General features: G+C 73.9%; 10 protein-coding genes. 8 read left to right on the top strand and 2 right to left on the bottom strand.

The window, feature by feature from the left end; all coding sequences use genetic code 11:
- Positions 1-170 precede the first annotated feature (170 nt).
- The gene (locus ABZ920_RS14695; protein ID WP_361503578.1) at positions 171-2318 is read left to right on the top strand and encodes a SpoIIE family protein phosphatase; all 2148 of its coding nucleotides are present in this window, start codon (positions 171-173) and stop codon (positions 2316-2318) included.
- Between the two features lie 804 nt (positions 2319-3122).
- Here ABZ920_RS14695 and ABZ920_RS14690 read toward each other — a convergent pair.
- The gene (locus ABZ920_RS14690; protein ID WP_361503575.1) at positions 3123-5417 is read right to left on the bottom strand and encodes a transglycosylase domain-containing protein; all 2295 of its coding nucleotides are present in this window, start codon (positions 5415-5417) and stop codon (positions 3123-3125) included.
- Positions 5418-5702: 285 nt separating this feature from the next.
- Between ABZ920_RS14690 and ABZ920_RS14685 the strand changes: the two genes are divergently transcribed.
- The 5 genes from ABZ920_RS14685 (at position 5703) to ABZ920_RS14665 (ending at position 10621) form a co-directional block, all read left to right on the top strand.
- Positions 5703-6647, top strand: a complete 945-nt coding sequence (locus ABZ920_RS14685; RefSeq protein WP_361503572.1) for an SPFH domain-containing protein — start codon at positions 5703-5705, stop codon at positions 6645-6647.
- Positions 6644-6961, top strand: a complete 318-nt coding sequence (locus tag ABZ920_RS14680; protein WP_361503569.1) for a hypothetical protein — start codon at positions 6644-6646, stop codon at positions 6959-6961. Before ABZ920_RS14685 ends, ABZ920_RS14680 begins: the two co-directional genes overlap by 4 nt.
- Before the next feature lie 104 nt (positions 6962-7065).
- Positions 7066-7590 (top strand): PadR family transcriptional regulator, encoded by a 525-nt coding sequence (locus ABZ920_RS14675; RefSeq protein WP_361503566.1) that lies wholly within the window; start codon positions 7066-7068, stop codon positions 7588-7590.
- Positions 7587-8285 carry an ABC transporter ATP-binding protein gene (locus tag ABZ920_RS14670; protein ID WP_361503563.1) on the top strand — a complete coding sequence of 233 codons (699 nt, stop codon included), beginning with the start codon at positions 7587-7589 and terminating at the stop codon, positions 8283-8285. Before ABZ920_RS14675 ends, ABZ920_RS14670 begins: the two co-directional genes overlap by 4 nt.
- On the top strand, positions 8282-10621 hold the full coding sequence (locus tag ABZ920_RS14665; protein ID WP_361503560.1) for an FtsX-like permease family protein: 2340 nt from the start codon (positions 8282-8284) through the stop codon (positions 10619-10621). Before ABZ920_RS14670 ends, ABZ920_RS14665 begins: the two co-directional genes overlap by 4 nt.
- A gap of 277 nt (positions 10622-10898) precedes the next feature.
- On the opposite strand, the gene ABZ920_RS14660 is transcribed toward ABZ920_RS14665, so the two are convergent.
- Positions 10899-11843, bottom strand: coding sequence for a hydrogen peroxide-inducible genes activator (locus tag ABZ920_RS14660; protein WP_361503557.1), 945 nt, complete (start codon positions 11841-11843; stop codon positions 10899-10901).
- A gap of 133 nt (positions 11844-11976) precedes the next feature.
- On the opposite strand from ABZ920_RS14660, the gene ABZ920_RS14655 reads away from it, so the two are divergent.
- Both ABZ920_RS14655 and ABZ920_RS14650 read left to right on the top strand, forming a co-directional pair.
- Positions 11977-12531: a peroxiredoxin gene (locus tag ABZ920_RS14655; RefSeq protein WP_361503554.1), complete on the top strand. Its 555-nt coding sequence runs from the start codon at positions 11977-11979 to the stop codon at positions 12529-12531.
- Positions 12532-12533: 2 nt separating this feature from the next.
- A complete protein-coding gene (locus ABZ920_RS14650; RefSeq protein WP_361503551.1) occupies positions 12534-13067 on the top strand; it encodes an alkyl hydroperoxide reductase in 534 nt (177 codons plus the stop codon).
- The last annotated feature ends 181 nt before the right edge of the window (positions 13068-13248 follow it).

Genomic DNA, 13248 nt, shown 5'->3' with positions numbered 1-13248 from the left:
GAGGGGTACGACGGCAACACCCGTGCGGGCCGTGGACGGTTCGCCGGCGGCGCGGGACCGACCCGTGACCACCCGAATCCGTTCCCGGGGCACGTATTGCGGGTATCGGGTCTTCGGCGGGACGAACTGCGCGCCCGGCGCGCGGCCCCGGACGGATGGATGCGACACGCGTGACGGAGCAGCCGACCTCCTTCGAGCGCCCCCAGGCGGGCGTCGACCCCGCGGACGACCGCGGGGCGCTCCTGCGCACCTCGGAGGACCTCCGCGCGCCCGGCTCCTCCCCCGGCAGCCCGGCCTTACCGCTGCAGCCCTCCACCGCCGCCGAGCCCCCCTCCGGCCCGCGCGCCACGCCGGCGTGCGGCCGTGACGTGGAGCCGGCGTCCTCCGGCGTGCCCGCGGCGGGCGCGCAGGCGGGCACCTCCACCGGCCCCGGGGCGCCCCTGGCCTCCGGCGAAGGCCCGGAGCACGCCCAGCCCGCGACCGCCGAGCAGGACGCGCACCGGCCGCGGCCGGCGGACGCCGTCCCGGAGCAGCCGGGCGCGGCACCCGAGCGGCCCGGCGGGGAACGGCGCACGGGGCAGCGGCTGCCGGGCAGCGGGCCGATGCCGATGCGCAGGGACGGCGACCGGCTGCGGTTCGTGGGGGCGGCCACCCGGCGCATCGCCCGCGGCATGGACCTCGACGAGATCGTCATGGGGCTGTGCCGGGCCACCGTGCCCACCTTCTCCGACGCCATCCTCGTCTACCTGCGTGAACCCCTGCCGGTGGGCGACGAGCGGCCCGTCGGCCCGCTCGTGCTGCGGCTGCGCCGCACCGACCGGATACCGGCGGACCGCGACAGCGAGAACGGCTTCATGCCCGCGCCGCAGCCCGAGCAGCCCGCCGCGCTGTCGGCGGTCACCAACGAACTGTGCGAGGTGCGGCCCGGCAGCGCGCTCGGCGAGGTGCTGCGGGGGGTGCGGCCGGTGTTCACGGAGACGCCGTCCGCCCGTGCCGCCCTGTGCGAACTGCTCGGCGAGGACACCGACCTGGCGGTGCCCGGCGGGCAGCGGGCCATCCTGGCCCCGCTGCGCGGCCGGCGCCGTGTCATCGGCGCGGCGCTCTTCCTGCGCCGCCCCGACCGCCCCGCGTTCGAGCAGGACGACCTGCTGGTCGCCGCCCAGCTCGCCACGCACAGCGCGCTCGGCGTCGACAAGGCGGTGCTGTACGGGCGCGAGGCGTACATCGCCGACGAGCTGCAGCGGACCATGCTGCCGGAGACGCTGCCCCGTCCGACGGGCGTGCGGCTGGCGTCGCGCTACCTGCCCGCCGCCGAGACCGCGCGGGTGGGCGGCGACTGGTACGACGCGATCCCGCTGCCCGGCAGCCGGGTCGCCCTCGTCGTCGGCGACGTCATGGGCCACTCGATGACCTCGGCGGCGATCATGGGCCAGCTGCGCACCACCGCGCAGACCCTGGCCGGCCTCGACCTGCCGCCGCAGGAGGTGCTGCACCACCTCGACGAGCAGGCGCAGCGCCTGGGCACCGACCGCATGGCGACCTGCCTGTACGCCGTCTACGACCCGGTCGCGCACCGCATCACCATCGCCAACGCGGGCCATCCGCCGCCCGTCCTGCTGCACCTGGGCGGCCGGGCCGAGGTGCTGCGGGTGCCGGCGGGCGCGCCGATCGGCGTGGGCGGTGTGGACTTCGAGGCGGTGGAGCTGGACGCACCGGCCGGTGCCACGCTGCTGCTGTACACCGACGGACTGGTGGAGTCGCGCCTGCGGGACGTGTGGACCGGCATAGAGCAGCTGCGCGAGAAGCTGTCCGCGACCGCGCAGCTCACCGGGCCGGACCACGCGCCGCCGCTGGAGGCGCTGTGCGACGAGGTGCTCGACATGCTCGGCCCGGGCGACCGGGACGACGACATCGCGCTGCTCGCCGCGCGCTTCGACGGGATCGCGCCGAGCGACGTGGCGTACTGGTTCCTGGAGCCGGAGGACTCCGCCCCCGGCCGGGCCCGCCGGCTGGCCCGTCGCGCCCTGGCCCGCTGGGGCCTGGAGGAGCTCACCGACTCCGTGGAGCTGCTGGTCAGCGAGGTCGTCACCAACGCCGTCCGCTACGCGTCCCGCCCGATCACCCTGCGCCTGCTGCGCACCGACGTGCTGCGCTGCGAGGTCGGCGACGACGTGCCGCAGCTGCCGAGGCTGCGGCAGGCCCGGGCCACCGACGAGGGCGGCCGCGGCCTGTACCTGGTGAACCGGCTGGCCCGGCGGTGGGGCGCCACCCGGCTGAGCACGGGGAAGGTCGTCTGGTTCGAGCTGAACCGGGGCTAGCGCCTGCCGCATGGGCGGGCGGCGCCACGGCCCGCCCGGCCCGGCGCGCCCGCCACGGAGGCCGACGGGCGCCACAGCCCACCCGGCCCGGCGCACCCGTCGCGGGGGGCGACGGGCGCCACAGCCCACCCAGCCCGGCGCACCCGCCACAGAGGCCGACGGGCGCCACAGCCCACCCGGCCCGCCGCGGCTGCACGGAGCCCGGCGGGCGCCACGACCCACCCGCCGCGGCGCACCCGTCACGGAGGGCGACGGCGCCACGGCCTGCCCGGCCCGGCGCGGCTGCCACGGAGGCCGACGGGCGCCACAGCCCACCCGGGCCCGCCGCGGCTGCCACGGAGCCCGGCGGGCGCCACAGCCGCCCGACCCGGCGCACCTGCCACCCAGGGCGACGGCGCCACGGCCCACCCGCCCCGGCACGCCTGCTACGGAGGCCGACGGCGCCACGGCCTGCCCGGCCCGGCGCGGCTGCCACGGAGGACGGCGGCGCCACGGCCCACCCGCCCCGGCGCACCCGCCACGGAGGGCGACGGCGCCACAGCCCGCCCGGCGGCGCCACGGTGCGCGCCGGCCGGGGCGGCGCGCCGTGCCGGGCGGCGGGCCGGGGCGGTTCCGTTCGGATCGGGCCGGGCTGGTGCGAACGCGTCCGCCGCGGTCCCGCCGGCCGGCCTGCCCTGCGCCGCCTCCCGCCGACGGCCCGTCAACGGCCCGTCAGGCGCCGCACACGGCCCTCACGTCCGCGCACGGACCAGGGGCGCCCGCCTTCCGCCGGGCGCCCCTGGTCCACCGGCTCCTACCGCACTCCTACCGCACGTCCGGAAGCAGCGGGCTGCGGGTGAGGCCGCCCGTGGGCTCCCTGGTCGTCGCCGACTCGGACGGCGTCTGCGACGGCGTCTGGCTGGGCGTCTGCGACGGCGTCCGGGAAGGCGTCTCGCTCGGCGACTGCGAGGGCGTCTGCGACGGCGTCTCGCTGGGGGTCTCCGACGGGGTCTCGGACGGCGTACGCGACGGCGTCCCGGAGGGCGTCTCGGGCTGGACGGCCGCGCCCTGCGTGGTCCGCAGGTCGAACGTCGCCCGGTCGGTCACGCCGAAGGTGTACGCCGCCCAGATCCGCGCCGGGTAGCCGCCGCCGTTGATGCGGCCGCTGCCCGGGACCTGGCCCGTGGCGCCCTTCAGGGTGACCTGCGCGTGGCTCTCCGGGTCCTCGCCGAACAGGCCGACCGAGGTGACCAGGTCCGGGGTGTAGCCGCTGAACCAGGCCGACTTGTCGTTGTCCGACGTACCCGTCTTGCCCGCGACCTGCTGGCCGTCGCGCAGCGGGTTGTCGCGCACGGACTCGCGGGCCGTGCCGTCGTCGACCACACCGGTCAGCACGGAGGTCACGGTGTCGGCGGCCTCCCGGCTGATCACCTGGCCGCCGACCGGGTCCGGCATCCTGACCGTGCGGTTCTTCTGCTCGGCGGTCCTGACGACGCTCGGGGTGACCTTCTTGCCGTGGTGGTCGAAGGTGGCGTAGATGCCGGCCATCTCCAGCGGGCTCGCGCCCATGGAGCCGAGGGTCTGGGCGGGCACCGCCTGCATGTCCCGGGTGTCCATGCCGAGCCGGCCGGCGGTGCTCATCACCTTGTCCATGCCCACGTCGACGCCCATCTGCGCGAAGACGGAGTTGACGGACTTGTTCATCGCCGTCTGGACGGTGATCGGCCCGTAGCCGGCCTCGTCCTCGTTCGGCGGGGCGAAGCCGACCTCGGCGCCGTGGTCGACGACCTGGCGGCGGTTCGAGCCGTCGTAGACGGTGTTCGCGTCGATCGGCTGCCCGCCCTGCGTCGTGGAGCCCTCCTCCAACGCGGCGGCGAGGATGACCGGCTTGAACGTCGACGCGGGCTGGTAGTCCCTGCGGGTGGCGTTGCTGACGTAGTGCTTGAAGTAGTCCCGGCCGCCGTACAGGGCGACGACGTGCCCGGTCTGCGGGTCGACGGACACCGCGCCGGCCTGGACGTCGGCGTCGACGTCGCGCGCCTCCGGGTCCAGCTTGCGGGTCAGCTCCGCGGTGACCGCCTTCTCCAGCGCGGCCTGCTTCTTCCGGTCGATGTTGACGGTGATGGTCCACCCGCGGTCCACGACCTCGGCCTCGGCCTGGGCCTGGCTGATGCCCTGCTCCTTCATCAGCTGCCGTTCGAGCTGCTGGTTGGCGAGCTGGACCAGGTAGCCCTTCTGCCCCTCCTCGCCCGGCGTGCCCCTGGGCGGCTGGGGCACGGGGAACCGCATGGCCCGCCGCGCGGAGGGGTCGAGCCAGTGCTGCTGGACCATGTTGTCCAGGACGTAGTTCCAGCGGTTCTGCACCAGCCGCTTGCCGGTCTCGCTCGCCACGGCCCAGTCGTACTGGCTCGGCGCCTGCAGCAGGGCCGCGAGGTACGCGCCCTGTTCGACCGTCAGGTCCTCGGCGTCGACGCGGTAGTACGCCTGCGCGGCGGCCTGGACGCCGTAGGCGCCGCGGCCGTAGTAGCTGGTGTTGACGTAGCCGGCGAGGATGTCCTCCTTGGACATCTGGCGGTCCACCTTGAGGGAGATGACCATCTCCTTCAGCTTGCGGGTGACCGTCTGGTCCTGGTTGAGGTAGTAGTTCTTGACGTACTGCTGGGTGATCGTCGAACCGCCCTGCATGCCCTTGCCGGTGAGCGTGTTCAGCAGACCGCGGGCGGTGCCCTTCAGGTCGACGCCGGAGTCGGTGTAGAAGGTCTTGTTCTCCGCCGCGACGAAGGTGCGCTGGACCTTCTTGGGCACCTTGGCCAGGTCCACGCTCTCGCGGTTGACGGTGCCGACCCGGGCCATGATCGTGCCGTCGCTGTACTTGTAGACGTTGCTCTGCTGGCGGGCGGCGGCGTTGCCCTGGGGGACGTCCACCACGAGGTACAGGACGACGAACGTGCCGATCGCGAGCAGGCACGCGCCGAGGAAGGTGCCGAGGAGCCTCCTCCAGGTGAACAGGCGTCGTATGCCGCTCCTGCCGGGCTTGCCGGCCGCTTGCGACGAGCGGCGCCTCGGCGCCGCGCGGTGCCCACCGCGCCGCCGCGCTCGTCTCTCTTCCGCTCGTCCCATCGGTCCCTGACTCCGCTTCCTTCTCGGTCGTCCTTCTCGGTCGTCAGACCGGTGCGTGGCCCGGATCAGCTCTGAAAGCTAACACCGCCCTCTATGACAAAGAGCGTCCGATCCGCTCTTTTACGGACGTGAGAATCAGCACCCATCCCAAGGAACCGACGCCCCAGGGCTGTTGGGGGTTGCCGTGGCGGGATAAAGTGCTATCACTTAGATAGATGACCGGCGGTGGTCACCGGCCCGCACGGGCGCCCGCGGCCACCGCCACGACGAGATCGGGGGACCTCCATGTCCACGCACGACAGCGCGCCCACCGCCGGCGCGCCCGACCTGCCGGAGATGCCCGCCCCGCGGGTGCGGGAGTTCCCCGCGCGCAGCATCGGCGGCGGACTGGCGCTGCTGCTCGGGCTGCTGGGACTGCTGCTCGCCGCGGCGCTGTTCGTCACCGCCTCGGCCGTCACCGCGACCGGCGTCCAGGTCGTGCTGATCCTGCTGGGCGTGCTGACCGGCCTCGCGGCGTTCCTCGGGATGTGCGGGCTGAACATGGTGGCGCCGGGCGAGGCCCGCGTCGTCCAGCTCTTCGGCCGGTACCGGGGCACGATCCGCGAGGACGGGCTGCGCTGGGTGAACCCCCTCACCTCGCGCACGAAGATCTCCACCCGCGTCCGCAACCACGAGACCGCCGTGCTGAAGGTCAACGACGCCTACGGCAACCCGATAGAACTCGCCGCGGTCGTGGTGTGGAAGGTCCAGGACACCGCGCAGGCCACCTTCGAGGTGGACGACTTCCTGGAGTTCGTCGCCACGCAGACCGAGGCGGCCGTGCGGCACATCGCCATCGAGTACCCCTACGACGCCCACGAGGCCGACGGCCTGTCGCTGCGCGGCAACGCCGAGGAGATCACCGAGAAGCTGGCCGCCGAGCTGCACGCGCGGGTGGAGGCGGCCGGCGTGCGGATCGTCGAGTCCCGCTTCACGCACCTGGCGTACGCTCCCGAGATCGCCTCGGCGATGCTCCAGCGGCAGCAGGCCGGCGCGGTCGTCGCCGCCCGGCGGGAGATCGTGGACGGAGCGGTCGGCATGGTCGAGGCGGCACTCGCCCGGATCGCCGAGCGGGACATCGTGGAACTGGACGAGGAGCGGAAGGCGGCGATGGTGTCGAACCTGATGGTGGTGCTCTGCGGGGACCGGGCGCCGCAGCCCGTGCTGAACACCGGGACGCTCTACCAGTGACGGACGCTTCCGGGGGGCCGGCCCCCGAGCGGCGGCCGCAGCGGCGCAAGCAGGTGCTGCTGCGGCTGGACCCGTCGGTGTACGAGGCGCTCGCCCGGTGGGCGTCGGACGAGCTGCGGTCGGCCAACGCCCAGATCGAGTTCCTGCTGCGGCGCGCCCTCGCGGAGGCGGGCCGGCTCCCCGGAGAGGCCGGCCCGCTCCCCCGCCGGGGCCGCCCGCCGCGCGGCGGCACCGGGTCACCGCCCCCTGCGTCCGGCGGTCCGTCCGGCCCTCCACCGGACCCTCCGCGCGGCGGCCCGTCCGCGTCCCGGTAGCGGAACTGTGACAATCGGCCCCGACCTGGGCCCTCCCACCGGCTGCCACGATCGCGGCACGCGCTGTATACACCCGGCGTATACACCGTGTGTAGAGTGCGGCCATGTCCATCGGTCACACCCTTCTGGGACTCCTGGAGTCCGGGCCCCGCCACGGCTACGACCTCAAGCGGGCCTTCGACGACAAGTTCGGTCACGACCGGCCGCTGCACTACGGCCAGGTCTACTCGACGATGTCCCGCCTGCTGAAGCACGGGCTCGTCGAAGTCGACGGCATCGAGGCGGGCGACGGCCCCGAGCGCAAGCGCTACGCCATCACCGACGCCGGCATCACGGACGTCGAGCGCTGGCTGGCCACGCCGGAGAAGCCCGAGCCGTACCTGCAGTCGACGCTCTACACCAAGGTCGTGCTCGCGCTGCTGACCCACCGCGACGCCGCCGACATCCTGGACACCCAGCGCGCCGAACACCTGCGCGGCATGCGGATCCTGACCGACCGCAAGCGCAAGGGCGACCTGGCCGACCAGCTCATCTGCGACCACGCCCTGTTCCACCTCGAGGCGGACCTGCGGTGGCTGGAACTGACCGCGGCGCGCCTGGACCGGCTCCGCGAGGCGGTGACCGCATGACGCACGCGGCCCCTCCCGCCGGCACCCTGCTGGCGGCGGAGAACCTGCACAAGGCCTACGGCCCGACCACCGCGCTCGCCGGCGCCGAGTTCTCCATCCACCCCGGGGAGGTCGTCGCCGTCATGGGACCCTCCGGCTCCGGCAAGTCGACCCTGCTGCACTGCCTCGCCGGCATCGTGACCCCCGACTCGGGCACCATCACCTACGACGGGCGGGAGCTGTCGGCGATGACCGACGCCCGGCGCAGCGCGCTGCGCCGCTCGGAGTTCGGCTTCGTGTTCCAGTTCGGCCAGCTCGTGCCCGAGCTGACCTGCGTGGAGAACGTGGCCCTGCCGCTGCGGCTGAACGGCACCCCGCGCAAGGAGGCCGAACGCGCCGCGCTGGCCTGGATGGAGCGGCTGGAGGTCGACGACCTGCGCAGGAAGCGGCCCGGCGAGGTGTCCGGCGGCCAGGGCCAGCGGGTCGCCGTCGCCCGCGCCCTGGTCACCGGCCCGCGGGTGCTGTTCGCCGACGAGCCGACCGGCGCCCTGGACTCCCTCAACGGCGAGCGGGTGATGGAGCTGCTCACCGAGGCGGCACGGACCGCCAACGCCGCCGTCGTCCTCGTCACGCACGAGGCGCGCGTGGCCGCCTACTCCGACCGCGAGATCGTCGTACGGGACGGCAGGTCGCGGGACATGGAGCGGATCGTATGAGGACGCGCCGCTGGGCCCGCGACCTCGCGATGGGGGTCCGCTTCGCCCTGGCCGGCGGGCGGGAGGGCTGGGTCAGGGCGGTGCTCACGGCCGTGGGCGTCGGCCTGGGCGTGGCGCTGCTGCTGCTCACCACCGCGCTGCCGAACGCCCTGGCCGTGCGCCACGACCGGGAGGAGGCCCGCCTCGACTACACCTACGGCCGGGAACCCGTGCCCAGGGCCGACGACACCCTGGTGATCGCCGACGTCGACACGACGTACCACCAGGCGGAGGTCCGCGGGCGGCTGGTGGAGCCCGAGGGGGCACGGGCCCCGCTCCCGCCGGGTCTGCGCCGGTATCCCGCCCCGGGCGACATGGTCGTCTCCCCCGCCCTGCGGGACCTGCTCGGCTCCGGCGACGGGAAGATGCTGCGCGAACGGCTGCCCTACCGCGTCACCGGGACGATCGGGGAGAGCGGGCTCATCGGCTCCCGCGAACTGGCCTACTACGCGGGCGCCGACGGCCTGGCCGGGCGCATCGACGGCTACCGGGTGGCCCGGATCAGCGAGTTCGGCGACCCCGACCCGACGCCCGAGCAGATGGACCCGGTGCTGATCCTGCTCGTCCTGGTCATGTTCGTGGTGCTGCTGATGCCCGTCGCGGTGTTCATCGCCGCCGCCGTGCGCTTCGGTGGCGAGCGGCGCGACCGCAGGCTCGCCGCACTGCGGCTGGTCGGCGCCGACGGCCGGACGACCCGGCGGATCGCGGCCGGCGAGGCCCTCGCCGGCTCCCTGCTCGGCCTGGTCTTCGGCACCGGCTTCTTCCTGGCCGGCCGCCAGGTGGCCGGGTCCGTGGAGATCCTCGGCATCAGCGTGTTCCCCGGCTACCTCGACCCTTCCCCGGCGCTCGCCGCCCTGGTCGCGGTCGCCGTGCCGGCGGCGGCGGTGCTGGTCACCCTGTTCGCCCTGCGCGGGGTGGTGATCGAGCCGCTCGGCGTGGTGCGCACCGCCAGGACCGCGCGGCGCCGGCTGTGGTGGCGGCTGCTGCTGCCGCTGGGCGGCCTGGCCATGCTCTACCCCATGGTCGGGCAGGGCCGCGACCACGGGAACTTCAACCAGTATCTGGTGACCGGCGGTGTCGTCCTGCTGCTCGTCGGCGTGACCGCGCTGCTGCCGTGGATCGTGGAGGCGGTCGTCGCCCGGCTCGGCTCCGGTGGCGTGGCCTGGCAACTCGCGGTCAGGCGGCTCCAGCTGAGCAGCGGCTCGGCGGCGCGCCCGGTCAACGGCATCGCCGTGGCGGTGGCGGGGGCGATCGCGCTGCAGATGCTGTTCGCGGGGGTCCAGGGCGACTACACCAGGCAGTCGCACAACGACCTGTCCCGGGCCCAGATGCAGGTGTCGCTGCCGCGCGGCGTCGAGCCCGGCGCCGCCGCCGGCGACCTCGCCGCCACCCGGGGCGTGCGCAGGGCGACCGCCCTGACGTGGGCCGACGTCGGCGACCGCACCTGGGACGACCGGGGGCCCGACCGCACCAGCCAGGTGACGATCGGCGACTGCGCGGCCCTGCGCGAGGTGGCCCGCATGCCCTCCTGCCGGAACGGCGACGTCTTCGCCCTGCGGGGCGGCGCGTACGACCAGGACACCCCGAAGCTGGCGGTGCCGGGACGCACGCTGTACTTCAGCGGTTCCCGCGGCACGGACGGCGGCCCGGAGCTGACCTGGACGGTGCCGCGGGGGCTCAGGCCGGCCCGGTCGGTGGACGACCCGACCGGGGTGCGGCGCGGTGGTCTCCTGATGACGCCGCAGGCCGTGCCGGCGGGGCTGGCCGCGCAGCTCACCGGGACGGTCTACCTGGCGCTCGACGAGTCCGTGCCGGACGTGCGCGAGCGGGTGCGGAACACCGCGAGCGCGATCGACCCGCTGGCCGGCGCGACGACCTGGGCGGCCGGCGAGCAGTCCCGCAGGTTCACCTCCATCCGCACCGGGCTGTTCATCGGCGCGTCCTGTGTCCTGGCGCTGATCGGGGCGAGCCTGCTGGTGTCCCAGCTGGAGCAGCTGCGCGAGCGGAGGAAACTGCTGTCGGCGCTGGTCGCCTTCGGCACCCGGCGGCGCACGCTGGGCCTGTCGGTGCTGTGGCAGACCGCCGTCCCGATCGTGCTCGGCCTGCTGCTGGCCTCGGCGGTGGGTCTCACGCTGGGTGCGGTGCTGCTGAAGATGACGGGGACGACGGTCGGCGTGGACTGGCCCAGCGTGCTCGCGATGACCGGTATCGGCGCGGCCGTCGTCCTGACGGTCACGCTGCTCAGCCTGCCGCCGCTGCTGCGCCTGATGCGCCCGGACGGGCTGCGCACGGAGTAGGCCGAGGGCCCGCCGCGGGTGACCCCAGGTGCCCGGGCACGCACGGCGGCCCGCGACCACCGTGCCGGGGTGCCGGCCCGCGGCGGCCGGCATCCGGGCACGGGCGCGGCGTGGACGCCCGCCCGGCGCGGACCGCCGGCCGGTGCGGACCGCCGGCCGGTGCGGACCGCCGGCCGGTGCGGACCGCCGGCCGGTGCGGACGGCCGGCCGGTGCCCCCGGCCCGCCGCACGGCCGACGGCGAGCCGGGGGCACCGGGCCCCCCTCACCGGCGCACCGTCAGTCCGCGCCCTCCAGCACCCGGACCGGCAGCGGCCGCAGTGCCTCCCGCAGTGCGGCCGCGAGCTCCCGGTACTCGGCGCCCCGGGCCGCACCGGTGCGCATGGCGAGGGCCACGCGCCGGGACGGGGCGGGTTCGGCGAAGTAGCCGGTGAGCAGCTGGTTGCTGCGGGAGATCTCGACCTTCAGGGCGGTCCGCGGCAGCAGCGTCACCCCGAGGCCGCCGGCGACGAGCTGCACCAGCGTGGACAGGCCCGCGGCCGTCGTGGTGACCGGCGCGTTCTCGCGGCCGGCCTCGCGGCAGATGTCCAAAGCCTGGTCGCGCAGGCAGTGGCCCTCGTCCAGGAGCAGCAGATTGAGCTCCCGCAGCGCCTCCCGGGGTATCCCCTCACGGCCGCCCAGCTCGTGGTCGAGTGGGGTGACCAGGACGAAGTCCTCGTCGAACAGGGGGAGTTCGACGACACCGGGCACCCCGAGGGGCACGGCGAGCAGCAGCAGGTCCAGCCGCCCGGCGCCCAGCCCCTCCAGCAGGCTGGCCGTCTGCTCCTCGTGGACCTGGAGATCGAGGTGCGGGTACCGTTGGTGCACCAGGCGCAGCACCGTGGGCAGCAGGTACGGCGCGACGGTGGGGATGACGCCGAGCCGCAGCACCCCGGTGAAGGGCGCCCGGACGGCCTCGGCCTCCTCCAGCAGCGCCCCGACCTGGGCGAGCACCGCCTTGGTCCGCACGGCCAGCCGCTCACCGGCGGGTGAGAGCAGCACCTTGCGCGTCGTACGCTCCAACAGGGTGACACCGAGTGCCTCCTCCAGCGCCGAGACCGCGCCGGAGAGCGCCGGCTGGCTCATCCCGATCGCGGCGGCGGCGTCCCGGAAGTGCAGGTGCTCGGCGACGGCGGCGAAAGCGCGCAGCTGAGCGAGGCTCGGCTGCCTCTTCCTACCAGTCACTGATAGCTACCTCCGATCAACACGACCGAGTGTAGCTATTTCCGCAATCAATGCACCCTGTGCCAACATCACCTACGTCCAACCCATGGGAAACGCCCGCAAACCAGGTGTTTCTTCGCTGCAAGGAGAGCGCGTGCTCACTGTCGGTGACAAGTTCCCCGAGTTCGAACTGGCCGCCTGCGTCTCGCTGGAGAAGGGCAAGGAGTTCGAGACGATCAACCACAAGACCTACGAGGGCAAGTGGAAGGTCATCTTCGCCTGGCCCAAGGACTTCACCTTCGTGTGCCCGACCGAGATCGCCGCCTTCGGCAAGCTGAACGACGAGTTCGCCGACCGTGACGCCCAGATCCTCGGCTTCTCGGGCGACTCCGAGTTCGTGCACCACGCCTGGCGCAAGGACCACGACGACCTGCGCGAGCTGCCGTTCCCGATGATGGCCGACTCCAAGCACGAGCTGATGCGCCAGCTGGGCATCGAGGACGAGGACGGCTTCGCCAAGCGTGCCGTCTTCATCGTCGACCAGAACAACGAGATCCAGTTCACCATGGTGACCGCGGGCTCCGTCGGCCGTAACCCGAAGGAGGTCCTGCGGGTCCTGGACGCGCTGCAGACCGACGAGCTCTGCCCCTGCAACTGGAGCAAGGGCGACGAGACCCTCGACCCGGTCGCGCTGCTGGCGGGTGAGTGACCGTGTCGCTCGACTCCCTGAAGTCCGCCGTACCGGACTACGCCAAGGACCTGAAGCTCAACCTGGGCTCGGTCATCGGCAACTCCGATCTGCCCGCGCAGCAGCTGTGGGGCACCGTGCTGGCCACGGCGATCGCCGCGCGCTCGCCGATCGTCCTGCGTGAGCTGGAGCCCGAGGCGAAGGCGAACCTCACGCCGGAGGCGTACACCGCGGCCAAGTCCGCGGCCGCCGTCATGGCGATGAACAACGTCTTCTACCGCACCCGGCACCTGCTGTCGGACCACGAGTACGGCACCCTGCGCGCCGGTCTGCGGATGAACGTCATCGGCAACCCCGGCGTCGACAAGGTCGACTTCGAGCTGTGGTCCTTCGCGGTCTCCGCCATCAACGGCTGCGGCATGTGCCTGGACTCGCACGAGCAGGTCCTGCGCAAGGCGGGCCTGGACCGTGACGTCATCCAGGAGGCGTTCAAGATCGCCGCGGTGATCCAGGCGGTCGCCACGACCCTGGACGCGGAAGCGGTCCTGTCCGAGTAGTCCGCGTCACGGGTCCGGAGGCGTCCGGATTCGAGGCCGAGCGAGGCCCCGCCCACCGGCACGGATGCTGTTGGTTTATTCGGGCCTGTGCGTGACGTCGGCCTTCAAGACCCGGTTGTGGTCTTGAGCCAGTCCTCCAGCAGGCCCGCGGCCGACTGCTCGCCGCTCGGCACCAGGTCCG

Origin of the sequence: Streptomyces sp. NPDC046831 (assembly GCF_040645305.1) — a bacterium.
Classification (GTDB): Bacteria; Actinomycetota; Actinomycetes; order Streptomycetales; family Streptomycetaceae; genus Streptomyces.
This window is presented reverse-complemented; position numbering and strand designations above follow the sequence as displayed.